Origin of the sequence: Pseudomonas gessardii (assembly GCF_001983165.1) — a bacterium.
GTDB lineage: Bacteria > Pseudomonadota > Gammaproteobacteria > Pseudomonadales > Pseudomonadaceae > Aquipseudomonas > Aquipseudomonas gessardii.
Window position 1 is genome coordinate 1 of record NZ_MNPU01000015.1, and the last position, 24562, is coordinate 24562.

The following is a 24562-nucleotide window of genomic DNA, read 5'->3' on the forward strand; positions in this document are numbered from 1 at the left end:
CGCTCTCGGCGGGTTTGCTTGCGCTTGCCGGCGTACTCAAAGTCGGAAAAGCTCATCTGGCTCATGGGCGGCTCGGATCAGGTGTTGCGGGGATTCTCGCATAACTGAAGGCTTGTTCGGAGATTCCCTAACAACTCGCTAAACAACGTCTTGACCGTAGCCGCATCGCCAGCAGGTTCGCTGACCGCCGGCTCCTGACGCGCAACGGCCTGCCCCAGGATTACGCGCGCCGCAGGCATAAACACTCCCGAGCTTTGCATAGCAAGCCCTCCCCTTGATTAATGGGCCTAACGGCCCGTTGTTATCTCAGTGGCAAAGCGGGATTTATGCGTTCCTCCCCAAGCATTTCAGTGCGTATCCGTCTGCCAGACAGATGCTTTTCTTACGCCCACAAAAAAGCCCCTCTTTCGAGGGGCTTCTTGTGTGGCACTAGCGCATCACGTCATCTGAATGATGGTCTGCATGATGGTGCTCTGGGTGGAGATGGTCTTGGCGTTCGCCTGGTAGTTGCTCTGGGCCTTGATCAGGTCCACCAGCTCATTGGTCAGGTTGACGTTGGAGTTCTCCAGGGAGTTGGCCACCAGCGAACCCAAGGTACCGGACTCGGGTGCGTCATAGCCCGGCTGGCCCGAAGCAAAGGTTTCTTTCCAGGCGGTGCCACCGGCAGGCTGCAGGCCTTGCTCATTGTTGAAGCTGGCCAGGGAAACCTGGCCGATGGCCTTGCTTTGCTGGTTGCTGAAGGTGGCAAACAGTACACCACTGCCGTCGATTTTCAGCCCGGTGATTTCGCCAGTAGCGTAGCCATCGGTGATCGGTGGGTTGCGGTAGCTGGCCGAGTTGTACTGGGTGATATTGCCCATGTTGATCGCAATCTTGCCCCCGGCGGCGCCGTTGTCAGGGTTCCACACGCCGTTTTCCATCACGCCCGGTTTCCAGTCGATGGTCAGGGTGGTATTGGACACGTTGCTCGGCGGAGTGATGATCCCTTGCAGCGCGCCGGCGGTATCGAACGTCACGGTCGAGGCAACAGGTGGTGAGGCCGTGATCGAGCTGCCATCCGGGTTGTGCCCATCGACCAGGGTGTAGGACTTCCAGGTATTGGAGTCGGTTTTCACCATGTACTGCACCATCTCGTGGGCGTTGCCCTGAGTGTCATACAAGGTGGTGCCATATTGTTCGGTAAACGTCGATGTATCGCCCGGGTTGAATGGCTTGGTCACCTGGTCGATCGGCAACTTGGAAGAGTTCAGGTTGCTGCTCGAATCAACCTTGGTCGACGCCTTGGGCGGCAGGTTGGACAGGTTGATACGCAGGTCGGTCAGGCCGCTCTTGCTGATCTTGCCGTCTTCATCGGCGGCATAGCCCTGCAGGCGCGAGGTGCCGGTGTTGTTGGTGATGTAGCCATCCTTGTCCGGCTTGAACGAGCCGCTACGGGTGTATTCCAACGAGCCGTCGCTGCCTTTTTGCACGAAGAAGCCACCACCCTGGATCGCCATATCCAGCAAACCGCCGCTGCTGGTGACTTCACCCTGGGTGAACTGCTGGGAGACTGCGGCCAGGTTCACACCTGTACCAATAGTCTTGTTGCCAGTGCCCAGGCGCGACGCCGCGTAGATGTCGGCGAACTCAGCACGGGACGACTTGAAGCCGGTGGTCGCGACGTTGGCGATGTTGTTGCCGGTCACGTCCAGTTGTTTGTTGGCCGCATAGAGGCCGCTAAGGCCGATATTAAAAGACATGTTTCTCTCCTCTTGCCGTATTTAGCCGGCTCTATGTACCGATAGTCTGAATTTGCGACAGCTTGATGCTGCCCATGCCGCCAGAAAGATTGAGCAGCATTTCGCCGCCGGTCTGGCTCAGGGTCACACTGGTGACCGTGGCGGGCAGCGAGGTTTTCAACGCCACTGACTCACCGGCGTCATTCTTGGTACTGGCCGCGAAGGTGTAAGAGCCAGAATCCAGTGGCTCGCCCGCTTCGTTCTTGCCGTCCCAGATAAAGTCCGCCTTGCCGGCGCTTTGGGCGCCCAGCTCGATGGTCTTGACCAGCTTGCCGTCCTTGTCGGTGACCTTGACGGTGACGTTACCCACCGACGACCCCACGGCGACCGAGCCGGTAAAGCTCTTGCTCGTATCGACCATGGCCTTGTTGGTTTCAATAATCACCGAACGCCCCACCAGCGACGAGGCTTGTAGCGCCTGCGACGACTTGTAGTTGCCGGTGATGGTGTTCACCGAGTCGTTCAGGGTGTTGATGCCTTCCAGGCTGCTGAACTGCGCCAGTTGCGCGACGAACGCGCCGTTGTCCTGGGGCGACAGCGGGTTCTGGTTCTTCAGCTGGGTAACCAGCAATTGCAGGAACGCATCCTTGCCCAGGGACTGGTTGCCCGAAGCCGCCTTGGCGGTATCGGCCAGGTTGCCCTGAGTGGACTTGGCATCCTTGACCTTGGAGTCGAACAGACTCTGGATTGTCGACTGACTCGACACATCGTTAGTGACGGACATGCTTTAGCGCCCCTTATCACTGACCGAGGGTCAGGACCTTCTGCATCATGGCTTTGGCGGTGTTCATCATTTCCGCGTTGGTCTGGAACGAGCGGCTGGCAGAAATCATGTCAGCCATTTCCTCGACCACGTTGACGTTGGGGTAGTACACGTACCCTTTTTCGTTCGCGGCAGGATGGTTGGGTTCGTAGCGCGCTTCGAGGTTGCTCTGGTCTTCGACCACCCCCAGCACCTGGACGCCCTGGCCGGCAGCATCCTGGTCCTGGAACAACGAATCGCCGCCACTGCCCTGGGCCCCCTGGAACATGGTGGCAAATACCGGGTGCCGCGCACGGTAGGTCTGGTCGATGCTCGACGACACGGTCTCGGCGTTGGCGATGTTACTGGCGACCGTGTTCAGACGCGTGGTCTGGGCGCTCATGCCACTACCGGCAATATTGAAAACACTGGATAGAGACATGGCTTACTCTCCGCGCAGGGCTGCCATCAGCCCTTTGAATTTGCTGTTGAGCAGGGTGAAGCTGGCCTGGAAGTTCACCGAGTTCTCGGCGTAGTTCGATTGCTCCAGCTGCGCGTCGACGGTGTTCTGGTCGATCGACGGCTGCATCGGCGTGCGATACATCAGCGACTCATCGCCACTGCCCAGGCCCTGCGCTTCGATATGACGGTTATTGGTCATGTTCAAGGCGAAAGAGCCGTTCTGGGTCTTGTCACTCTGTGCGGCGAGCACGGCGGCAAAGTCCAGGTCCCGAGCCTTGTAGTTCGGGGTGTCGGCGTTGGCGATGTTGTTAGCCAGGACTTCGGCACGCTGGGCGCGAAAGCCCAGGGCCTGTTCGTGGATACCGAGCGCTTTATCGAAGCTGATGCTCATGGCGGAAACCTTTAGGGGCTGACCTGCTGTTCTGTAACAGGGTTATAGCAAGCGCCATGCCAGGTTTTTCAGGCCCAATAAATCAAGGGGTTAGGGAGATATTGCCGGTGGCAATGGCGCAAAAGCGGCAACGCTTTACCGCGAAGCGTCAGGAAAGCGGCAATGGCTATGCCGTTTTGTGCCGGGCAGATAAGGGATGGCGTTGCCGCCAGCGGTCGCTGGCCGAGACCTCTGGTTGATGATGATCAACCAGAGGTCTTTTCTGGCAAGGTCGCCGCTGCTGGGCATCACGCGCCTTGAAGGCGCCATCAAGTCAAAAGGATTACGTTTTCCGGAACCTCGCGGCCGTTTCCGGACATGGTTCCGCCCTCGACCCTCCCGCCTCTGTTCCCCCAGTGCTCCTCCACCCCTCCAATCACCACCATCGAATGGGCCGTACCGGGCCCGGCGACGTCCTTCTCGATGATGCCCAACTGGCCATTTTCCAGATCGTTAACGGTCCCCTGCCGAATATGATCTTTCATACCCAGCCGGATAAAGGCGTCCTTGGTATATTCACCATTCTCAAGGGAGTCCAGGGCCTTGGAGAAGTTGAATTTCGAGCCTTCATGGTCGGCTTCCTGTGCCTTCTTGCCACTGACTGCATAGGCCAGGATTGCCGTCTTTTTCATCTCTGGATCATTACCGTTAAAGCCGGCATGACGCCCAGCCTCCTCCAGCTCCTGCCGGGTCAAACTCACCTCACTCCCGTCCTTCAACGTGATGTGGTAGCCATCCTGGGTTTCCTTCACTTCCTTGAAGAGATCGGTCTCCTTCTTGCCATAGCGCTGAATCATTGCCTTGATGGCTGAAACCGTGGCGCAGTTGCCATTTTTCCCTTGAGAAAACCCTGCAAAAACATCCCCGGTATCTTTCCCTGCCTTGACTCCGGCACGGACTAGACCAGTCCCCGCAAAAGAAGAGAAATTGTTTCTCGGTATAAAACTGTCACTGGAAGCAAAAGAGTCGTAACTAAAGGCCTGTCTCGCCCCCCCACTATTGACCGGGGAAAAGTTGATACCCGGCGCCCCGAACGCCTGAGTGCCAGGCATAGGGCTGGAACCTGCCCGCCCCCTTGCCGCCCCTGCGGGGTGTTCCTGCGCACGTCGCGGCTCAATAACCGGGTCGAACGCAAAGTGTGCGCCTCCCGGGTGGTGCTCTGTTGAAATACTTCCCATACCCTCCTCCTTCCGGTGAGCGTGACGAAAAAGACTTTGCGCCCTCGCAAACACGGTTGATCGTTTTGAGCGAACGGAACTTACCCACCCATCCATCCGTGGCGAGCCGAGAAATATAAGTTCCAGAAGGGGGACGTCCCGAGCCAAATAAAAAAGGGAGACCCTTGCGGGTCTCCCTTGTGTGTACTGCTTGCCGCGTCCTGAATAACGGGCTCAAACCATTACTTGGCCTGATAGATAATGCCGGGGCTGCACTGCACCATCTGGTAATGATCCGGCAAGCCGTTCAGCGCCTCGGACGCGCCGAGGAACAGATAGCCACCGCGCTTGAGCGTACCGTGAATGCGCAACAGGATGTCCTTCTTCACTTCAGCCGAGAAGTAGATCAAAACGTTGCGACAAAACACGATGTCAAACTTGCCCAGGCTGGCGTAGCTGTCCAGCAGGTTGAACGAACGGAACTCCACCCGGCTCTTGATTGGTGCCTTGACCCCCCAGCGCCCGGCGCCCTTGGGGTCGAAGTAACGCTGCAGGCGTTCCTGGGACAAGCCACGGCCCAGAGCCAGGCTGTCGTATTCGCCGGTCTTGCAGTTGGTCAGCATGGTGCCGGACAAGTCAGTGGCAACAATCTGCACCCCTGCCTTCAGCTGGCCCATGTTGGTCCGCTCGAACTCATCGATGGACATCGACAGCGAATACGGTTCCTGCCCCGAAGAACAGGCCGCCGACCAGATGCGCAAGCGCTGGCCGGGGCTGGCCTTGATGGCCTCGGGCAATACCTTGCTCTTGAGCACCTCAAAGGGGTAGGTATCGCGAAACCATAAGGTTTCGTTGGTGGTCATGGCATCGACCACCATCTCCTTGAGCCCGCTGCGCGGTTGGCCCTGGATACGCTGCACCAACTCGCCCAGGGACTTGATACCCTGCTGCTCCATCAATTTGTTGAGGCGGCTTGATACCAGATACTGCTTGTTTTCACCGAGCAATATGCCACAGGCTTTTTCCAGGAATACCCGGAACTGTTCAAAATCCAAATTACCCGTAGACAATGCAACCGCCTCTTAACTCGTGTGACCGCCAGGGAGAAAGCCCCTAGCCGTGATCTGCAGACTTGATCCGGTCGACTACCCGGGATGCCAGGTCATCAGGACGGAATTTGGCCAGGAAGTCATCGGCACCGACCTTCTTGACCATCGCCTGATTGAATACACCGGACAATGAAGTATGCAGGACTATATGTAATTTTTGCATGCGTGGATCGTTGCGTATCTCGGCCGTAAGCGTGTAACCGTCCATTTCCGGCATCTCGATGTCGGAAATCATCATCAGGAACTCTTCTTCCGGCTTCTTGCCTTCGTCCACCAGCTTGCGCAGATAGTCCAGCGCCTGGCGGCCATCATTGAGCGCCACCACTTCGACGCCCACCGTCTGCAGGCAACGGGACACCTGCTTGCGCGCCACCGACGAGTCATCCACCGTCAGCACCCGCAGGGTCAGGGCTTTTTGCTGGGTCTGCTCATCGACCACACCCACCGAAATCTGTTCCGATGTCGGCGCTACTTCCGCGAGGATCTTCTCGACGTCGATGATTTCCACCAACTGGTTATCGACCCGGGTCACTGCCGTGAGGTAGTGATCGCGCCCGGTGCCCTTGGGTGGCGGATGGATCTCTTCCCAGTTCATGTTGACGATACGTTCCACCGAGCGCACCAGGAACCCCTGGGTCTTGGTGTTGTATTCGGTGATGATCACAAACGGGCTCTCGCGATCCTGCAGGCCGGAAGTACCAGTGGCCATCGCCAGGTCAAGAATCGGAATCGTCGAGCCACGGATGTTGGCCACACCACACACCACGGGGTTGGACTTGGGCATTATGGTGAGTTTGGGACATTGCAGCACCTCCCGTACCTTGAAGACGTTGATGCCATATAGCTGCTTGCCATCGAGTCGAAACAGCAACAACTCCAGGCGATTCTGCCCTACCAGCTGCGTGCGCTGGTTCACTGAATCCATTACACCTGCCATGCCCAGACTCCTACGCTACAAAACTTACGGGTACGACGCGCACCCAACACAAAACGGCACGAGCCTTGCTTTTTATTGGCTATGAACATCAAAACGACAGTTTTCCGACGCCTTGGCTCGCCCCAGTACCGCAGATCGCTCTGTGCCTGGATGGCGTTGCTTGCCTTGGGCGCAGGCCACCAGGCCCGTGCCGACAATGTCACCTTGCCTGATCTGCTTATCGGCGTCACTCAAGGCTTTCTTGAGTTCACTGTAGAAGATTATCTGGCAACCACACAGACACCGGGGCGTTATGAGATCCAAGTCAACCCATTGGACCCGCGTTTGCGCATGCCCATGTGCGACAAGGAATTGACAGGCTCACTGGAAAGCCCCGCCCAGCCCATTGGCCGCGTGACCGTGCGCGTACGCTGCGACGGCAGCTCGCCCTGGACCGTGTTCGTGCCGGCCCAGGTGCGATTGTTCCGCGAAGTGGTGACCGTTACCCGCCCACTCAAGCGCACCGGCATCATCGGTTTTGAAGACGTGGCCATGCGCGAACGCGACATCAGCCAGATCAGCCAGGGCTACCTCACCTCCGTGGACCAGGCCATTGGGCAGAAATTAACCCGACCAATGGTCAGCGACCAGGTGATTACCCTGGTTCACCTGGAACAGGCAGAAGTGGTGCGCAAGGGCGACCAGGTGGTGATCTCCGCCAGCAGTGGCGGCCTGAACGTGAAAATGCCGGGGGAGGCCCTGGCCAATGGCGGGATGAGCGAACAGATCCGCGTCAAGAACCTCAACTCCAAGCGGGTGATCAAGGCCCGTGTCACGGCCCCTGGCCAAGTGGAGGTGGCGTTATAGATTACTGGCGTGGGACGCTGGCTTTTCCTACACTGTGCGCACGATATTGCGAGGCATAGGTTTATTGTCGATCGCGCCTAAAGTTTGTCCGGGTATGGCCGAAAACATGGCAAGCGTCCAAATACCCAGAGGTTTTTTAACATGGTCATTGATTTCAGCCGATTGAATAACGCCCAGGCAACGCCCGGCAGCACGCGTACCAACGCGGCCAAGGACAGCGTTGAAGCCAAGGCACCGGCAGTGCCTGCCAAGGCAGAACAAACCGTTTCGACGCAAAGTGGCGAATCGGTCCATTTGAGCAACGAGGCTCAACAGTTGCAGAAGATCACTGACTCGCTGCGCGATCAGCCGATTGTCAATAAAGCCCGCGTGGCCGAGTTGAAACAGGCGATTGCCGATGGCAGCTATCAGATCGACAACGACCGTTTAGCCGGCAAAATCATCAAAGCCGAGCGCTAGGCACAGGCCTGCGCCGGGCTTTTGGACGCTTAAACCCCAAGGCCAGCCATGCACGACGAAAATCTGCTGCAACTGATCACTGAAGACCTGGCTCCCGCGCAACACCTGCTGGAGCTGCTTCAAGACGAATTCGTGGCCCTGTGCGGTCGCGACATGCGCCTGCTGGAAGACATCCTGGCACGCAAGCAATCGCTGATCATCCTGCTTGAACAACACGGCCAGAAACGCAGCCAGATCCTGCTCAGCCTGGGCCTGCCCGCTGACCACAGCGGCCTGGAACAGTTGGCCAGCCATTCGTCGGTCGGCGACCAGTTGCTGGCCCAGAGCAAAGCACTCAATGAGTTGTTGATCAACTGCCAGCAAGCCAATGTGCTCAATGGCCAGTCGATCCAACTGCAGCAAGCTACCACCGCCAACCAGTTGCGCATCCTGCATGGCGGCGAACCTCCAGCACTGTATAACGCCCAGGGCTCCACCTCGCGACTGGTCAAGCCCAGCACCCTCAGCCAAGCCTGACGCCGGTTTATCGGGCGCCCTATCAAGGCGCGCCACATACTGGCAAAATGCCGGTTCTTGCGTGTAGTCGTATTTTGTCTGGAGATGGAAGAACCGTGTTCAACACCCTTAGCGCGGTAGATGCTCCGCAGCCACCCAAGGTCCTCACCACCCCTCTGGAAATTGCCAGCACCCTGCGGCTGCTGCAAGAGAGCCACGACCCGCTGATCATCACCTTTCACGAACGCAACCAGCGCTTCCAGAGCTACCTGGTGGAGGTCGACAAGGACAGCAAGACCCTGAGCCTGGACGAGATGATCCCGCCCGACGGTGAACGCTACCTGGAAAATGGCGAAGCCTTTCGCATCGAAGGCTTTCACGAAGGCGTGCGCGTGGCCTGGGACAGTAATGGCAGCCTGACAATCGGCACACAGGACGGCCACCGTATCTACAAAGGCAGCCTGCCTGAAGAAGTGGTCTACCATCAGCGCCGCAATGCCTTTCGCGCAGCCTTGAAACTGGCGCAACTGGTAAATATCGAATTGGGCGGCGAGAAACTCAAGACGCCTATCAGCGGTCAGTTGCTGGATATCTCCGCCACCGGCTGCAAGCTGCGCTTTGACGGGGACATCTCCGAGCGCCTGCAACTGGGCCAGGTCTACGACCGCTTTATCGCCGCCCTGCCCTTTGGCAGCATGACCACTGCGGTGGAGTTGCGCTACCTGCACGTTGAAGAAAGGATCAACACCACCTTTGCCGGTGTGCGCTTCCACAATATGAGCGGCCTGGTGCAGCGCCAGGTCGAGCGCTTTGTCTACCAACTGCAGCGCGAGGCGCGACGGTTCGATAAAGACGACGACCTGTAAACGCCGAACCACAGGCACAAAAAAACGGGCAGCTCCTTTGAGAACTGCCCGTTTTTTGTTTCAGGGACGGGCCCGACTCAAGTCATGCGGGTGCTCATCCGGGTCGGGATGCTCCGCCGGGTCAGGCTCAGGTTGCGGCTCTACCTCCGGTTCTGCCTCAGGCCCTGGCTCTGGCGCAGCGGTTTGCATCTGGTCCTGGACCACCTGCTCATCCACACGCGGATCGAGGGCTGCCACCAAGGGCGAGCTGGACATGCTGTCGGGCATCGCTACGTGCTGCAGCGGCGCATCGTCCACCTGATGCAGGTTGGTCACCGCCTTGGGGCGAATGCGCCAGACCAGGATCAAGGCACACAAGCTGAAGAACGCATAGAGCATCTGGTTGCCAAACAGCTTCATGACCACCCCCGCCAGCAACGGCCCGATACTCGCGCCCACCCCGTAGGTCACCAGCAGCATCGCGGTGAGCGATACCCGGCGATCACCTTCGACATGGTCGTTGGAAAACGCCACGGCCAGCGGGTAGAGGCAGAACTGCACCAGCGAGCACAGGAAACCGGCGACAAACAGCACTTCCAACGGCACCTGGGTCATGATCGCTAGCGGCAATGCCGCCACCGCCAGGCACAGGGCGAAGCAGCGAATCAACAAGGCCCGGTCATAGCGATCCGACAGCCAGCCCAGCGGCCATTGCACCAACAGGCCGGCAAAAATACAGCTACCCATGAACAGGCCGACCTGCTCGGTGCTCAACCCCTGCTGGGCCGCATACAGCGGCGCCAGGCCGTAGAAGGAGCCAACGATCAGGCCGGCCCCCAAGACCGTACTCAAGGACTGTGGCACACGCTTGATAAAAAAACGCGGTTCCATCGGCGCCGGGTGCAAGGGCGCCGGGTGAATACGCCGGGTCATGGCCACCGGCACTAGGCACAGGGCAAAACACAGCGCCACCAGCATCAGCAGCTCAAGCCCCAATTGGGGGTGCATGACCAGAATCAACTGGCCCAGCACCAGGCCCAGGTAGGAGGCGATCATATAACCACTGAACACCACGCCGCGCTGCTTGGCATCCGCCTGCTCGTTGAGCCAGCTCTCGATGACCATGTACTGGCACATCATGCCGAGGCCGACGATGATCCGCAGCACGATCCAGGCCGGCAGCCAATCCACCAGGCCATGGCCCAGCACCGCCGCACCGACAATCCCGGCACAGGTGGCATAGGCCCGGATATGCCCGACCCGGGCAATCAGGCGATGCCCGATCTTGCCCCCCAGCACCAGGCCAAAATAGTTGGCCGCCATCAACGCGCCGACCCACAGGCTGTCGACGTTATCCGCTGCCAGGCGCAAGGCCAGGTAAGTACTGAGCAGGCCGGAGCCGATCAGCATCATCAAGGAGGCGAAATAAAGGGCTCGAAAAGATTTCCAGATCTGGCGCATCGGCGGTCCGAGCGGCTCCTTGCAGTGGGTTTCAGGCTATTGACACAATAGACCGAGGGCGAAGCATCGTTAAACCCAGGCACCTGACGACACAGGCGCCCAGAAGCATTTGGATCCGGTAACGTTCAAGCATGCAGCCTTCGATGAACTCGACCGCCAACAGTTCCTTCGCCGTTGCGTTACCTGTCAGACGCACTCAGACACAAGGCGCGGTACAAGGTTGTGACAATATATCTCGCCAGCCGGGCTGAAGGCACTGGCCAAACGGCCAAGAAAGCAGCCACCCATAAAAAAACCCCACCAGCGCAGGCTGAGTGGGGTTTTTCAGCGTCTCGGCCGGGTGGGCGGCGAGACTGCAAATGGTGTCCCAGGGCCGGTTCGAACGGCCAACCTTCCCCTTAGGAGGGGGATGCTCTATCCAATTGAGCTACTGGGACTAATGACAGGCGCACGGCCAGATGGCGTTGCGACAGACGGCGTGCATGTTAACGGCCAAGGTGAGTTTTGTCATGTCGTCCGTCAGCTTTTTAGGCGTAAGCCTTCATCCCGCCCCGCCAGCGATAAACCTGGGCCCACGGGCCCACCCACGCCATCGTGCAAAATGCATTGATGCGAAATGCCATCATTGCATATTGCAACGAGCCATACGTTTGAGATCAATTTATATCATTGATTTATAATGATATTTTTCAAATTAACCGCTGGCACGATGACTGCACTCTTTATGCTTATAAAACGGTCCTGCACGTGAACACGGGGAAACACCCATGAACAGCACACTTCTGATCCTGAACGCCCTGGCCTTGGCCGTACTGGTGATGTTCCACTTCCAGGCCAGCAGCGACAGCGATACGGCACAGATCAGCCACACGGGTAGCCACCAGACCCAGCAACGACCTCAACTGGCCGTGATGACAGCCAATGGCCAATCGTCGGCTCACCTGACACAGGGCACGCAGGCCAGCAGCTCTTCTGAACACTGGATCTTCTAAGCGAGCCCACCATGACCAAGCCAGCCTGGCTATTTCTCGTCCTGGCCGTGTCCACGGGCATCCTGGGGCTCAATCCTCCATCGGCGCACTGGCAGACCCTTTGCCTCAGCGCCTGCGCCGTGTTCGCCGTCGCATTGGTGATCGCCGTGGTCGCCGGGCGTCGCTTCAAGTTCGACCCCGTCCTGCGCTGAACGCCTCTGCGACGAGAGATTGACACCCTGCCAATCCCCTCTGCATGCCACCCGACCTTATATCGCCTCGGCTCGCAAATCGGCCATTTGCCACTAGTCTTAAAATTAAGGGCAAAAGGCCACATTGCTATAGGATGTGCGCCCGAAAACCCTCTTGCATCGAGAGCCTGCGGGCTGATCCTCAGTCAGATCGGCCGGCAGAAAAGTTTTCCAACCAGTCCGCAAATTTGAAAATGAGTACTGGCATAAAGCCTTTAGGCAGTTCAATATTTGTCACAGAATTGACGCCAAGGAACTGGCAAATTTGAGGCATGATGCGGCCTCTTTGCAATTCAGGTTGAACATTTGTCCGCAAGCCTTGTCCTAACACACATCTTGCGGCCAATTCCAAAAACCGCTCCCCTGAACTAACCGGTTAAATATATGCGCCCATTGAAACAGGCAATTTATTCCAGCCGTACGGCTGACAAGTTCGTCGTACGTCTGCCAGACGGAATGCGGGAACGCATTGCCGAGGTGGCTCGCAATCATCACCGCAGCATGAACTCTGAAATCATCGCGCGCATGGAGCAAAGCCTTATTCAGGAAGGCGCGCTGGGTGACGAACTGAACATGCGCATGGACAGCCCGGAGCTGTCACTGCACGAGCGTGAGCTGCTACAGCGGTTTCGCCAACTGTCCCACCGTCAGCAAAACGCGCTGGTGTCGCTGATTGCCCACGACGTTGAGGCAGCCGCAGAAGCCGAATAATCGGCAACTGAACGCTGAAAGCCAGCCTTGCGCTGGCTTTTTTTGCATGGGATTTTTACTTTGGATGCAGGAGCCGGCTTGCCGGCTCCTATTGGGTTCAAAGCAGGAAGATCGTCGCCAGGCCCAGGAAGATGAAGAAGCCACCACTGTCAGTCATGGCCGTGATCATCACACTGGCACCCATCGCAGGATCGCGCCCAAGGCGCGCCAGGGTCATGGGGATCAATACCCCCATCAGTGCCGCCAACAGCAGGTTAAGGGTCATGGCCGCGGTCATGACCACGCCCAGGGACCAGCTGTCATACAGCAGGTAGGCCACCACACCGATAACCCCACCCCACACCAGGCCATTGATCAAGCCCACCGCCAGCTCCTTGCGCATCAGGCGCGAGGTGTTCCCAGTGCTCACCTGATCCAGGGCCATCGCCCGCACAATCATGGTGATGGTCTGGTTACCCGAGTTGCCACCAATACCAGCCACGATCGGCATCAGCGCCGCCAGCGCCACCAGTTTCTCGATAGAGCCTTCAAACAGGCCAATGACCCGCGAGGCAATAAATGCCGTGATCAGGTTGACCGCCAGCCACGCCCAACGGTTGCTCAGGGATCGCCAGACTGACGCAAAAATATCTTCCTCTTCACGCAGACCCGCCATGTTGAGGACTTCGTTTTCGCTTTCTTCACGGATCAGGTCGACCATCTCGTCGATAGTCAAACGGCCGATCAGCTTGCCGTTCTTGTCGACCACCGGGGCCGAAATCAAGTCATAACGCTCGAATGCCTGGGCGGCATCGTAGGCATCTTCATCAGGATGAAAGCTTACCGGGTCGCTGGCCATGACCTCGGCAACCTGTTTATCCGGGTCATTGACCAGCAGGCGCTTGATCGGCAGCACGCCCTTGAGGATACCTTCGTAGTCGACCACAAACAGCTTGTCGGTGTGCCCCGGCAGCTCCTTGAGGCGCCGCAGGTAACGCAGGACCACTTCCAGGCTGACATCCTCGCGGATGGTGACCATCTCGAAGTCCATCAATGCGCCGACTTGCTCCTCGTCATAGGACAACGCGGAGCGCACGCGCTCACGCTGTTGACCGTCAAGGGTCTCCATCAGCTCATGCACAACATCACGGGGCAGTTCAGGGGCCAGGTCGGCCAGTTCGTCAGCGTCCATCTCCTTGGCTGCCGCCAGGAGCTCGTGATCGTCCATGTCGGCGATCAGGGTTTCCCGCACCGAATCGGATACTTCAAGGAGGATGTCGCCATCGCGATCAGCCTTGACCAACTGCCAGAGCGTCAGACGGTCGTCCAGCGGCAGGGCTTCAAGGATGTAGGCAACGTCGGCAGAGTGCAGGTCATCGAGCTTGCGCTGCAATTCGACGAGGTTCTGCCGGTGGACCAGGTTCTCGACCCGGTCTTGATGAGGGCCTTCCTGGCGATGGGTCAGATCTTCGACCACACGCTGGCGCTGCAGCAGCTCGACGACCTGAGCCAGGCGATCCTGCAGGCTTTCTTGTGTTTTCTTTACTTCAACTTCGGTCATAGGCGAACTCCACTCCCAGCAGCGGGGCACGCCGGAAGGATCAATCAGTCAATTCATGATTGGTAAAACGGGGTACTGAGTAACTACTGGGTAAGTCCATGGAGGTATTCCACAAGCCCCGGCGGGGCTGACGGGCGCAATGATACACCGTGCGCCCGCTTTAAACGTTAAAAAACTGGAAAGAACAAGCGCTTGCGCAACAAAGCTGAGTGTTGCGCACACTTATGAAACTGCGACGACAGCCGCAGAAAAGAAAACACATGGGCGAGAGAAAAACCTCCCTGTCCGAGACTATTCCTACACGGCCACGCTCAACCGGCAGCCGGGAAATAAAACCCCAGACGGCAAAAAGCCCGCACTTGGCGGGCTTTTTGTTTGTATGGTGCACTCGACAGGATTCGAACCTGTGACCGCTCGGTTCGTAGCCGAGTACTCTATCCAGCTGAGCTACGAGTGCAGATTGTGGTTTTATACCAGATCACGACTGGTTGGAGCCAAGTTACCTGCATTGCTGCAACTAACTCTTAAATGGTGCACTCGACAGGATTCGAACCTGTGACCGCTCGGTTCGTAGCCGAGTACTCTATCCAGCTGAGCTACGAGTGCATTTGTTGCCGCGCATTATAGGCCGTTCAATCTCTATGTAAAGCTATTTTTTCGTTTAATTTCAACAACTTAGCGAAAAAACCAGATTGCAACGTACTAAGCAAATAATGGCGGAGAACGGGGGATTCGAACCCCCGACACCCTTTTGAGGTGTACTCCCTTAGCAGGGGAGCGCCTTCGGCCACTCGGCCAGCTCTCCGCAACACGGGGCGTATATTAACCAGCTTCATCCCCGTTTGCAAACATAAAAAACGATAAAAATTAATGGCTTGGTTCGTCGTCCTTCTCTTTCTTGATCCGCAGGTAGATTTCCTCACGGTGGACAGCCACCTCTTTGGGGGCATTGACCCCAATCCGCACTTGATTGCCTTTGACGCCGAGCACGGTCACGGTGATTTCGCCATCACCAATAATCAGGCTTTCTGCGCATCGACGAGTCAGAATCAGCATACCTTTCTCCTCACGCATTTCATTTCGGGAACAACAGTCTGCAAAAAAAGGCCTTGGACCCATGACCCTGCGGCCATGGCCCGGCATGCCTAAGTATTGTCGAGCCCGGGCAAAAGAACAGGCCTGCGCCCTCACCCGACAAAAAAGAAAGGCGCGGATCAACCGCGCCTTCCTGGCAACGCGTTACTCGCCCTGTCGGGCCGGCGCGTCCAGTTCAAAAGCGGTGTGCAGTGCACGCACAGCCAGCTCCAGGTACTTCTCTTCGATCACCACCGACACCTTGATCTCCGACGTGGAGATCATCTGGATATTGATGGTTTCCTTGGCCAGGGACTCGAACATACGGCTGGCAACACCCGCATGGGAGCGCATGCCCACACCGACGATCGACACCTTGGCGATCTTGGTGTCGCCAACCACTTCACGGGCCCCGATTTCCTGGGCCGTGTTCTGCAGGATCCGCTCGGCCGCATCGTACTCGTTGCGGTGCACCGTGAAGGTGAAGTCGGTGGTGTTATCGTGCGCAACGTTCTGCACGATCATGTCGACTTCAATGTTCGCGGCACTGATCGGCCCGAGGATCTTGAAGGCCACGCCCGGGGTGTCTGGCACGCCACGGATGGTCAGCTTGGCTTCATCGCGATTGAAGGCGATGCCGGAAATGATCGGCTGTTCCATGGATTCCTCTTCATCAATAGTAATGAGGGTGCCCGGACCCTCCTTGAAGCTGTGCAATACGCGCAGCGGTACGTTGTACTTGCCGGCGAACTCCACCGCACGGATCTGCAACACCTTGGACCCGAGGCTGGCCATTTCCAGCATCTCTTCAAAGGTGATCTTGTCCAGGCGCTGGGCCACGGACACTACCCGCGGGTCGGTGGTGTAGACGCCGTCCACATCGGTGTAGATCTGGCATTCGTCAGCCTTCAGGGCTGCCGCCAGCGCCACACCGGTAGTGTCGGAACCGCCACGGCCCAGGGTCGTGATATTGCCGTGCTCGTCGACGCCCTGGAAACCGGCGACCACCACCACGCGACCGGCCTTCAGGTCACCCCGGATCTTCTGGTCGTCGATCTGCAGGATACGCGCCTTGGTATGCGCGCTGTCTGTCAGGATCCGCACCTGGGTGCCCGTGTAGGACACCGCAGGCACGCCACGCTTGTTCAGCGCCATGGCCAACAGGGCAATGGTCACCTGCTCACCGGTGGACACGATCACATCCAGCTCACGCGCCAGCGGCGCCTGATCACCGCTGATTTGCTTGGCCAGGTCGATCAGGCGATTGGTCTCGCCGCTCATGGCCGACAGCACCACCACCAGGTCATCGCCGGCATCGCGGAATTTCTTAACCTTGTCGGCGACCTGCTCGATTCTTTCGACAGAGCCGACCGAGGTGCCTCCAAATTTCTGTACGATCAAAGCCATTTCTAAGCCGCCTCAGCCCGTAAAGGGGCGCCCAATAAACAAATCGTCCAGCACCTAAACACGCCCATGACTAGACCATGGACTCGTTAACAGCGCCTTAAATACCGGCTTCGACAAACGGCACGGTCAGGGCCAGGGCCGCGTCCAGGGCACCGGCGTCTACACCACCGCCTTGCGCCATGTCTGGACGACCACCGCCCTTCCCGCCCACTGCCGCAGCGGCTTGTTTCATCAAATCACCAGCCTTGAGTTGGCCAGTCAGGTCCTTGGTTACACCGGCAACCAGTACGACCTTTTCCTCATGGACACTGCCGAGCAGGATCACTGCGCGGCCGAGCTTGTTCTTCAACTGATCGACCAAGGCCAACAACGCCTTGCCGTCCTGACCGTCCAGGCGTGCGGCCAGAACCTTCACGCCCTTGATATCCAGGGCTGAGGCCGACAAGTCGTCGCCCGCTGCGCTGGCCGCCTTGGCCTGCAACTGTTCCAGCTGTTTTTCCAGCTGGCGGTTGCGTTCCAGGACAGCAGAGAGCTTGTCGATCAGGTTGTCACGGCTGCCCTTGACCAGGGTCGCCGCTTCCTTGAGTTGTTCTTCGGCTGCATTGAGGTAGGCCAGGGCCGCAGCGCCGGTCACCGCCTCGATACGCCGGACGCCGGACGCCACACCGCCTTCGCTGATGATTTTCAGCAGGCCGATGTCGCCGGTGCGCTGGGCATGGATACCACCGCACAGCTCCACGGAGAAACTGCCGCCCATGCTCAGCACGCGCACGTTGTCACCGTATTTCTCGCCGAACAGCGCCATGGCGCCTTTGGCCTTGGCGGTCTCGATATCGGTTTCTTCGGTTTCCACCGGGGTGTTCTTGCGCACTTCGGCGTTGACGATATCTTCCAGGGCCTTGATCTGCTCCGGCTTGATCGCTTCAAAGTGGCTGAAGTCGAAGCGCAGGCGCTGGCTGTCGACCAACGAGCCCTTCTGCTGCACGTGCTCGCCCAATACCTGGCGCAGCGCCGCGTGCAGCAAGTGGGTGGCCGAGTGGTTCAGCGAGGTGGCGTGGCGCACGTCGGCGTCGACCTGGGTTTGCACAGGGGCACCCACCACCAGGCTGCCCGAGGCCAGCACACCGTGGTGCAGGAATGCGCCGCCGGTCTTGGTGGTGTCACGCACATCAAAACGACCGGACGCGGCCTTGAGCACACCGCAGTCGCCAATCTGGCCACCGGATTCGGCGTAGAACGGCGTCTGATCGAGGATCACCACGCCGTCATCGCCTTCATTCAAGACGTCGACCGACTGCCCGTCCTTATACAGGGCGACCACCTTGGCCGAGCCGCTGGTGGCGGTGTAACCGGTAAATTCGGTGGCCACGTCAACCTTGACCAGGCTGTTGTAGTCCATGCCAAAGGAGCTAGCCGACCGCGCACGCACGCGCTGGGCTTCCATTTCACGCTCGAAACCGGCCTCGTCGAGGGTCAGGTTACGCTCGCGGGCGATGTCGCCGGTCAAATCCATCGGGAAACCGTAGGTGTCGTAGAGCTTGAACACCACATCGCCCGGTACCACATCGCCTTTCAACTCGGCGAGGTCTTGCTCGAGGATTTTCAGGCCCTGCTCCAGGGTCTTGGCGAACTGCTCTTCTTCAGCCTTGAGCACGCGCTCGATGTGTGCCTGGTTCTGTGTCAGCTCCGGGAACGCCTGGCCCATCTCGGCCACCAGGGCCGCGACGATCTGGTAGAAGAAGCTGCCACTGGCGCCCAGCTTGTTACCGTGGCGGCAGGCGCGACGAATGATGCGACGCAGCACGTAGCCACGGCCTTCGTTGGACGGCAGCACGCCATCGGCAATCAGGAAGCCGCAGGAACGGATGTGGTCAGCCACCACTTTGAGCGAGGCCTGGTCTTCGTTGGCGCAGCCGATAGCCTTGGCCGCCGCCGCCAGCAGGCTTTGGAACAGGTCGATTTCGTAGTTGGAGTGCACGTGCTGCATCACCGCACTGATCCGCTCCAGGCCCATGCCGGTGTCCACCGACGGCGCTGGCAACGGATGCAACACGCCATCGGCGGTGCGGTTGAACTGCATGAATACGTTGTTCCAGATCTCGATGTAGCGGTCGCCGTCTTCCTCTGGCGAGCCCGGCGGGCCACCCCAGATATCGGCGCCGTGGTCGTAGAAGATCTCGGTGCACGGGCCGCACGGGCCGGTATCGCCCATGGTCCAGAAGTTGTCGGAGGCGTACGGGGCGCCCTTGTTGTCGCCGATACGCACCATGCGCTCGGCCGGCACGCCGACGTCCTTGGTCCAGATGTCGTAGGCCTCGTCATCGCTGGCGTAGACCGTCACCCAGAGCTTTTCCTTCGGCAGTTTCAGCACGCCGGTGAGGAAGGTCCAGGCGAAGTTGATCGCGTCTTGCTTGAAATAATCGCCAAAACTGAAGTTGCCGAGCATTTCGAAAAAGGTGTGGTGACGGGCGGTGTAGCCGACGTTTTCCAGGTCGTTGTGCTTACCACCGGCGCGCACGCACTTCTGGCTGCTGACAGCACGGGTGTAGGCGCGTTTTTCCTGGCCCAGGAAGCAGTCCTTGAACTGGTTCATCCCCGCGTTGGTGAACAGCAGGGTTGGGTCATTGCCTGGGATCAAAGAGCTGGAGGAGACACGGGTGTGACCTTGCTCTTCGAAGAAGCGAAGGAAGGCTTCACGGATTTCTGCGCTTTTCATTAGGTTCTTCCACGGAGGCTGCGGCCAAAGGCCAGTGCGCAACATCAATCAGACGGAGCGACGGCAAAGGGCCGCATTATATCGGCCCTTTGCCCGTGGTACAGCGTGTTTATACGATAGAAACAGTCAATTAGACGGTCTGCACTGTCATTTCCGGGAAAACTCGACAAATGTCGCCAACACGTGTTCGATTTGTGCCCGGCTGACGTCCAGGTGCGTGACCATGCGCAGGCGCGGCGCGGCACTCAACTTGATCCCGCGCGCCTGGGCAAAGGCCTTCAGGGCCTGGGCCTGCTCGCCGATCTGCACGTAGACCATATTGGTCTGTACCGGCTCCACGCTGTAGCCGGCCCGGCGCAGTTCATCGCCCAGCCATTGGGCATTGGCGTGGTCGTCGGCCAGGCGCGCCACCTGGTGGTCCAGGGCATACAACCCCGCCGCCGCCAGCGAACCGGCCTGGCGCATGCCGCCGCCGACCATCTTGCGCAAACGGCGGGCCCTGGCGATCAACGCACTGGCGCCACACAGCACCGAGCCCACCGGCGCGCCAAGGCCCTTGGACAGGCATACCGAGACCGAATCGAAATGCCCGGCAATCTCCCGGGCCTCCACGCCCAGCTTGACGGCCGCGTTGTACAGGCGCGCGCCGTCCAGGTGCAGGGCCAGGCCATGCTCGCGGGTAAATGCGCGGGCAGCGGCCAGGTAGCTCATGGGCAATACTTTGCCCTGCATGGTGTTTTCCAACGCCAACAACCGGGTGCGGGCAAAGTGGAAGTCGTCCGGCTTGATCGCCTCGGCAACCTGGGCCAGGTCCAGCGACCCGTCCGCCTGCACTTCCAGGGGTTGCGGCTGGATAGAGCCCAGCACCGCCGCGCCGCCACCTTCGTATTTGTAGGTGTGGGCCTGCTGGCCGACGATGTATTCCTCGCCCCGCTCACAGTGGGCCATCAGCGCCAGCAGGTTGCTCATGGTGCCGGTGGGCACAAACAGCGCGGCGGCAAACCCCAGGCGCTGGGCCAGTTCGGCTTCCAGCAGGTTGACGCTGGGGTCTTCACCGTAGACATCATCGCCGCTCGGCGCGCTGGCCATGGCATCGCGCATGCCTGGCGTGGGTTGGGTCACGGTGTCACTACGAAGATCAATCACGGACATCAAGCGGGCCTCTGCGAGTGGGGAATTCCCTGTTGTAACCGATTACTGCGGGCATCACCGGCAAATATCAAGCCGACGCCTGCAAGGGCTACCAGCAAACCTGTCGATAGTCGATATTAACAAGCACCCTATGCAGTTTTTTGAAATGTATGGTAAAAACTCTGCGCCGCCAGGGTTCTGGCGGCAACGTTCTCAGGGCGGGGTGCAATTCCCCACCGGCGGTAATTGCGCGCAATGCGCATAGCCCGCGAGCGCTTGGCGCCTCGAACTGCTCACGCAGGACGGCGCCAAGGTCAGCAGACCCGGTGTGATCCCGGGGCCGACGGTCATAGTCCGGATGAAGAGAGAACGGGATTGACACCTAAGGGCCGTACGCTGATTGCATACCTGCATGACATAGTCGCTCGCACCCTTAAATCCCATTCGATTCATAACGCCCTGTTTTTTTCATAAACAGGAGTCAGAACATGCAACCCACTGCAATCGACAGCAAGAGCAAACACCACCACGGTGAGCGCGTCGCGTTTATCCAGGCTTGCTGGCACAAAGATATTGTTGATCAAAGCCGTAAAGGCTTCCTCACCGAAATGCTCGCCAAGGGCTACCAAGAATCGGACATCGATTTCTTTGAAGTCGGCGGCGCCTTTGAGATGCCCCTGCACGCCAAGCTGCTGGCCAAGACCGGCCGTTACGCCGGCATTGTCGCCGCCGCCCTGGTGGTGGACGGCGGGATCTACCGCCATGAGTTTGTCGCCCAGTCGGTGGTCAGCGGCCTGATGCAGGTGCAACTGGAAACCGAAGTGCCGGTGTTCTCGGTGTCTCTCACGCCTCATCATTTCCACGCGGGCAGCGAGCACCACGCCTTCTTCTCCGAGCACTTTGTGCACAAGGGCAAGGAAGCTGCACAGACCTGCGCCGACACCCTGCACAAGATCCGCGCCATCCAGCGCAGCGAGCAGCACAAGCTGGCCGTCTGATCACGCCAGCAGCCGCTGAACAAAAGCCGCCCCTGACCGGGCGGTTTTTTTTGCCAGCGATAATTACCTCTCTCCCCTACCCGATCTGCGGTCAAGTAAACCCGGCGTCGCGAGCCCGCGACCCTTACTTAATAGGGAGACTCGTAATTGATCACTTCAGACATGCCGGCCGATCGGGAAATGCACGAAATGCAACGACGCGGCGTCTATTTCATCTTCGGCGACTTGCGAGGAGCAGAGCATTCGCTGCACATCAACAATGAAGTCCAGGGTGGCCGGGGCAACTTCACGACCTATCCGGTTCGTGCAACCGATCACGTTACGATCGAAATCCGCAAATCACCCCACGCCCACCAATTGGTGTTCATCACACAGAATCGGCATGACAACCTCGTACTCAGGCGCAAGGACGCTCATGAAATGGACCGGCTACAGTTTGTCGCCCCCAACCCCGACATCGACCTGGGCAGCCAGCCCACAGGCCTGGGCGTGCCGTTTTTTCCAGGCATCACGCTGATGCTGGAAATCAACGACGAGCACTACTGCATTATCCCCGCGTATAACCAGGCCCTGGTCTTCATCACCCAGGGCGGCAATGACAGGCTCCACATCGCAGACAACATCGACACGCCCATCATCGTCAATACCGGCGAGGGTGACGACAGCATCATCAGCGCCGCCTCGATCGCCTCGTTCTACACCGGGGCAGGAAATGACACCGTGATCGTCCACGGCGGTTCAAACTACATTGATACCGGTGAAGGGGATGATGACGTGACAGCCAGCAAGGAGGCCCGCATCACCGTCTACGCCGGCCCAGGCGACGACGATGTGATGGGCGGCGGTTTTTCGTTCATTGATGGTGGCCAGGGCAATGACGACATCACCGGTGGCCCGGGCCATAACATCCTCAGTGGCGGCCCTGGCAGCGACCATATCAAGGCCGGACCTTCCAGTAATGTCATCTTTACGGGCCAGGGAACACGAGACCTGGTGACAGCACTCAAGCCGCACGACATCACCTATCACACCACGCACAGCACGCTCGCCATCAATTGCCCGACAACCGCAGAAGCCTTCGCCTCGATGCCGAACGGTCAACCGACCTCCCGCTCCACCCTGATAGAGCCCAAAGACATCAGTGAAAGCGGGATCACCGTCAAGGGTAGCGTGTCATTTATCGAACGCATCCACGATGACCTGCGGCTACTGCTCAATTCGCCCACAGGGCAAAAACTGCTCACGGTGCTGTATCAGGCCGCCCTCAAGTCGGGCACCCCTATCACCATCAATGAGCTCACCCTCTCCAAGCAAAACAACTTTGTCGCCAGCGACGCCCCAAGCCCCAACGCGTACCTCGTAAACGGCCAGCGCGCAAGCGGGTCCTATGGCGGTAACATCTGGATCAACACCAGCAATAGCCTGCCCGATCTACCGGATCAGCCCGGCATCATCATCCTCTTCCATGAACTCTGCCACGCGTACAACTACGTCACCGGCAGCGTGGTGCCCGGGGGCATCCAAGACCCGCAAGACGGCTCATTAACTGCCAGGCAAGAACGACAAGCTATTGGTCTGCCAGCCTCCGAATACCGCTTCGACTTTGATGACGACCCCAGCACACCGCCCACCGATACCAACCCCGAGGCCTTCACCGAAAATGGTCTGCGCAAGGAGTTGGGGCTGCCACTGCGCGAGCGCTATGACAACTGACAGGGCCTAGGCCAGCCCCTGGTCATCCGTCGGCACAATCAGGATCCCCGCCCGAAGCCCATTCTTGACCTTCGGGTTGGGAAAAATGATGCGCGCGCCCTCCTCCTCGATCACCCAGCGGGTCTTGGCAATGTCCTCGGCCAGCAGGTAGCCCTTCTCCAGTTCCGAAAAATTCTCCACATCCGCCGGCAAATGCAGGGTGAAGGCATCGCTGTGCTTGATGACTTCCCGGGCCACGCTGAACAACTTCAGGCCGTCCAGGCCCTCGGTGGCCGGCTCGTTGCCTTCGATGATCTGCTTGAGGCGGGTTTCCAGGCGCGAGACGTCCACCCCCTGGTTCTGCCCGAATGGCCGGGCCTTGCCCAGCTCCAGGGTGAATGACTCGGCCTCCAGCTGTTCGTAGGTAAAGGCGGTGAAGGTGATGGACGTCTTGTTCTGCAACAGCACCGCAGCCATACCGGCCGCCCGCAGGCGGGCCAGTTCGGCACGTGAATGCTGGCGCCCTTCTTTCCACGGGTACAGGGCGAACTGTTCGATCTTCGAGCCCCGGATGGCCGTGTGCAGGTCGTAGTGCAGGCGCGAACGGTCGGGCACGCTGAAGAAGGTACGGGCCAACTGTTCAAGCTCGCCAGCGCGTATGGCTTCGGGGCCGATGCTTTGTTCGTGACGGCCATTGAATAGCCGGTTGACGTCCTGTTCCAGGTAACGCTCGCCGCGACGCATGGCCTCGGGGTTGCCGAACAGGAACAGAATACGGGTGCGGGGCTTGATCTCCCCGCGGGCAATGCCGTGCAGCAAGCGGTCGAGCAACTCGATCGGTGCCGTTTCATTGCCATGGATGCCACTGGACAACAGCACATCGGCGCCATTGTCGCGAGCCTGGGGCGGCCGGACTTCCAGCGCCCCTTCGCTCAGCCAGCGCATTTGCACGCCGTCGACAGTCAGTTGAATTTTTTGCGCCGGTTCACGACCGGCGAGGGTCAGTTCAAGCAGTTTGCCGAGGGCGAGCATAGAGCAGCTTCCTTAGTGGTTGCAGCCTGGGCCGTGGACGTGGTCGTCGTCATCACCTTCAACGTCGGCCGGTTCCATTTCCAGCTGCAGGCTCATCAGGTTGGTGGCCAGGGGGCGCATCAGCAGGTTGGCGTATTCGGCATCACCTTCTTCCACGTCCACGCCGATCAGCAGTTGGCCACGGCCGTCGTGCTGGATCCAGATTTCCTTGCCCTGCCACACCACGGCGAGGCGGGTGCAGGAGGTTTCCAGCTGGGTGCCGTCGGTGTCTTCAAGAATCAGCTTCAGGGTATCGGTGGTCATAAATAGGTCTCAGCC

General features: G+C 59.0%; 24 protein-coding genes, 4 tRNA genes and 1 riboswitch. Of the genes, 9 read left to right on the forward strand and 19 right to left on the reverse strand.

Annotated features, from left to right (window positions below):
• Nucleotides 1-437: 437 nt before the first annotated feature.
• From flgE to BLL38_RS12565, 7 genes are all read right to left on the reverse strand, one after another.
• Nucleotides 438-1739: a flagellar hook protein FlgE gene (gene flgE / locus BLL38_RS12535; RefSeq protein ID WP_076962868.1), complete on the reverse strand. Its 1302-nt coding sequence runs from the start codon at nt 1737-1739 to the stop codon at nt 438-440.
• Between the two features lie 31 nt (nt 1740-1770).
• Nucleotides 1771-2502 carry a flagellar hook assembly protein FlgD gene (gene flgD / locus BLL38_RS12540; protein ID WP_076962869.1) on the reverse strand — a complete coding sequence of 244 codons (732 nt, stop codon included), beginning with the start codon at nt 2500-2502 and terminating at the stop codon, nt 1771-1773.
• A gap of 16 nt (nt 2503-2518) precedes the next feature.
• Nucleotides 2519-2962 carry a flagellar basal body rod protein FlgC gene (gene flgC, locus BLL38_RS12545; RefSeq protein WP_076962870.1) on the reverse strand — a complete coding sequence of 148 codons (444 nt, stop codon included), beginning with the start codon at nt 2960-2962 and terminating at the stop codon, nt 2519-2521.
• Between the two features lie 3 nt (nt 2963-2965).
• Nucleotides 2966-3373 carry a flagellar basal body rod protein FlgB gene (gene flgB, locus BLL38_RS12550; RefSeq protein ID WP_076962871.1) on the reverse strand — a complete coding sequence of 136 codons (408 nt, stop codon included), beginning with the start codon at nt 3371-3373 and terminating at the stop codon, nt 2966-2968.
• Between the two features lie 308 nt (nt 3374-3681).
• Complete coding sequence (locus BLL38_RS12555; RefSeq protein ID WP_076962872.1) at nt 3682-4590, reverse strand: hypothetical protein; 909 nt, start codon at nt 4588-4590, stop codon at nt 3682-3684.
• Between the two features lie 221 nt (nt 4591-4811).
• Nucleotides 4812-5639 (reverse strand): protein-glutamate O-methyltransferase CheR, encoded by an 828-nt coding sequence (gene cheR / locus BLL38_RS12560; RefSeq protein ID WP_076962873.1) that lies wholly within the window; start codon nt 5637-5639, stop codon nt 4812-4814.
• Between the two features lie 43 nt (nt 5640-5682).
• The gene (locus tag BLL38_RS12565; protein ID WP_076962874.1) at nt 5683-6615 is read right to left on the reverse strand and encodes a chemotaxis protein CheV; all 933 of its coding nucleotides are present in this window, start codon (nt 6613-6615) and stop codon (nt 5683-5685) included.
• Nucleotides 6616-6696: 81 nt separating this feature from the next.
• Here BLL38_RS12565 and flgA point away from each other — a divergent pair, with 81 nt between their 5' ends.
• From flgA to BLL38_RS12585, 4 genes are all read left to right on the forward strand, one after another.
• Entirely contained in the window at nt 6697-7461 is a 765-nt protein-coding gene (gene flgA, locus BLL38_RS12570; RefSeq protein ID WP_076962875.1) for a flagellar basal body P-ring formation chaperone FlgA, read from the forward strand.
• A gap of 141 nt (nt 7462-7602) precedes the next feature.
• Nucleotides 7603-7920, forward strand: a complete 318-nt coding sequence (flgM, locus tag BLL38_RS12575; protein ID WP_076962876.1) for a flagellar biosynthesis anti-sigma factor FlgM — start codon at nt 7603-7605, stop codon at nt 7918-7920.
• 48 nt (nt 7921-7968) lie between these two features.
• Entirely contained in the window at nt 7969-8436 is a 468-nt protein-coding gene (locus tag BLL38_RS12580) for a flagella synthesis protein FlgN (protein ID WP_076962877.1), read from the forward strand.
• Nucleotides 8437-8531: 95 nt separating this feature from the next.
• A complete protein-coding gene (locus tag BLL38_RS12585; RefSeq protein WP_076962878.1) occupies nt 8532-9281 on the forward strand; it encodes a flagellar brake protein in 750 nt (249 codons plus the stop codon).
• A 60-nt stretch (nt 9282-9341) separates the two neighbouring features.
• On the opposite strand, the gene BLL38_RS12590 is transcribed toward BLL38_RS12585, so the two are convergent.
• Together BLL38_RS12590 and BLL38_RS12595 are read right to left on the reverse strand one after the other, a co-directional pair.
• On the reverse strand, nt 9342-10721 hold the full coding sequence (locus BLL38_RS12590; protein WP_076962879.1) for an MFS transporter: 1380 nt from the start codon (nt 10719-10721) through the stop codon (nt 9342-9344).
• Between the two features lie 360 nt (nt 10722-11081).
• Nucleotides 11082-11158, reverse strand: a tRNA-Arg gene (locus BLL38_RS12595).
• 330 nt (nt 11159-11488) lie between these two features.
• Here BLL38_RS12595 and BLL38_RS12600 point away from each other — a divergent pair.
• From BLL38_RS12600 to BLL38_RS12610, 3 genes are all read left to right on the forward strand, one after another.
• A complete protein-coding gene (locus BLL38_RS12600) occupies nt 11489-11713 on the forward strand; it encodes a hypothetical protein (protein WP_076962880.1) in 225 nt (74 codons plus the stop codon).
• 11 nt (nt 11714-11724) lie between these two features.
• Nucleotides 11725-11904: a PA3371 family protein gene (locus BLL38_RS12605; RefSeq protein ID WP_076962881.1), complete on the forward strand. Its 180-nt coding sequence runs from the start codon at nt 11725-11727 to the stop codon at nt 11902-11904.
• 423 nt (nt 11905-12327) lie between these two features.
• On the forward strand, nt 12328-12654 hold the full coding sequence (locus BLL38_RS12610; RefSeq protein ID WP_076962882.1) for an Arc family DNA-binding protein: 327 nt from the start codon (nt 12328-12330) through the stop codon (nt 12652-12654).
• Nucleotides 12655-12751: 97 nt separating this feature from the next.
• Here the strand turns inward: BLL38_RS12610 and mgtE are convergent, their stop codons facing one another.
• The 8 genes from mgtE to ltaE form a co-directional block, all read right to left on the reverse strand.
• The gene (gene mgtE / locus BLL38_RS12615; protein WP_076962883.1) at nt 12752-14194 is read right to left on the reverse strand and encodes a magnesium transporter; all 1443 of its coding nucleotides are present in this window, start codon (nt 14192-14194) and stop codon (nt 12752-12754) included.
• Between the two features lie 380 nt (nt 14195-14574).
• Nucleotides 14575-14651: transfer RNA gene (locus BLL38_RS12620), tRNA-Arg, on the reverse strand.
• Nucleotides 14652-14723: 72 nt separating this feature from the next.
• Nucleotides 14724-14800: transfer RNA gene (locus tag BLL38_RS12625), tRNA-Arg, on the reverse strand.
• A 108-nt stretch (nt 14801-14908) separates the two neighbouring features.
• Nucleotides 14909-14999: transfer RNA gene (locus tag BLL38_RS12630), tRNA-Ser, on the reverse strand.
• A 62-nt stretch (nt 15000-15061) separates the two neighbouring features.
• The gene (gene csrA, locus BLL38_RS12635) at nt 15062-15250 is read right to left on the reverse strand and encodes a carbon storage regulator CsrA (RefSeq protein WP_003178872.1); all 189 of its coding nucleotides are present in this window, start codon (nt 15248-15250) and stop codon (nt 15062-15064) included.
• A 183-nt stretch (nt 15251-15433) separates the two neighbouring features.
• Nucleotides 15434-16675 (reverse strand): aspartate kinase, encoded by a 1242-nt coding sequence (locus tag BLL38_RS12640; RefSeq protein ID WP_038442619.1) that lies wholly within the window; start codon nt 16673-16675, stop codon nt 15434-15436.
• Between the two features lie 97 nt (nt 16676-16772).
• Nucleotides 16773-19391: an alanine--tRNA ligase gene (gene alaS, locus BLL38_RS12645; RefSeq protein ID WP_076962884.1), complete on the reverse strand. Its 2619-nt coding sequence runs from the start codon at nt 19389-19391 to the stop codon at nt 16773-16775.
• 147 nt (nt 19392-19538) lie between these two features.
• Entirely contained in the window at nt 19539-20543 is a 1005-nt protein-coding gene (ltaE, locus tag BLL38_RS12650) for a low-specificity L-threonine aldolase (protein ID WP_076962885.1), read from the reverse strand.
• Nucleotides 20544-20727: 184 nt separating this feature from the next.
• Nucleotides 20728-20897: riboswitch (FMN riboswitch) on the forward strand.
• 113 nt (nt 20898-21010) lie between these two features.
• Between ltaE and BLL38_RS12655 the strand changes: the two genes are divergently transcribed.
• Together BLL38_RS12655 and BLL38_RS12660 are read left to right on the forward strand one after the other, a co-directional pair.
• Entirely contained in the window at nt 21011-21520 is a 510-nt protein-coding gene (locus tag BLL38_RS12655; protein WP_076962886.1) for a 6,7-dimethyl-8-ribityllumazine synthase, read from the forward strand.
• 147 nt (nt 21521-21667) lie between these two features.
• Nucleotides 21668-23233, forward strand: a complete 1566-nt coding sequence (locus tag BLL38_RS12660; RefSeq protein ID WP_130898260.1) for a M91 family zinc metallopeptidase — start codon at nt 21668-21670, stop codon at nt 23231-23233.
• Between the two features lie 6 nt (nt 23234-23239).
• Here the strand turns inward: BLL38_RS12660 and astE are convergent, their stop codons facing one another.
• The gene (gene astE, locus BLL38_RS12665) at nt 23240-24244 is read right to left on the reverse strand and encodes a succinylglutamate desuccinylase (RefSeq protein WP_076962888.1); all 1005 of its coding nucleotides are present in this window, start codon (nt 24242-24244) and stop codon (nt 23240-23242) included.
• A 12-nt stretch (nt 24245-24256) separates the two neighbouring features.
• Nucleotides 24257-24547, reverse strand: a complete 291-nt coding sequence (locus BLL38_RS12670) for a hypothetical protein (RefSeq protein ID WP_029294458.1) — start codon at nt 24545-24547, stop codon at nt 24257-24259.
• Between the last annotated feature and the right edge of the window lie 15 nt (nt 24548-24562).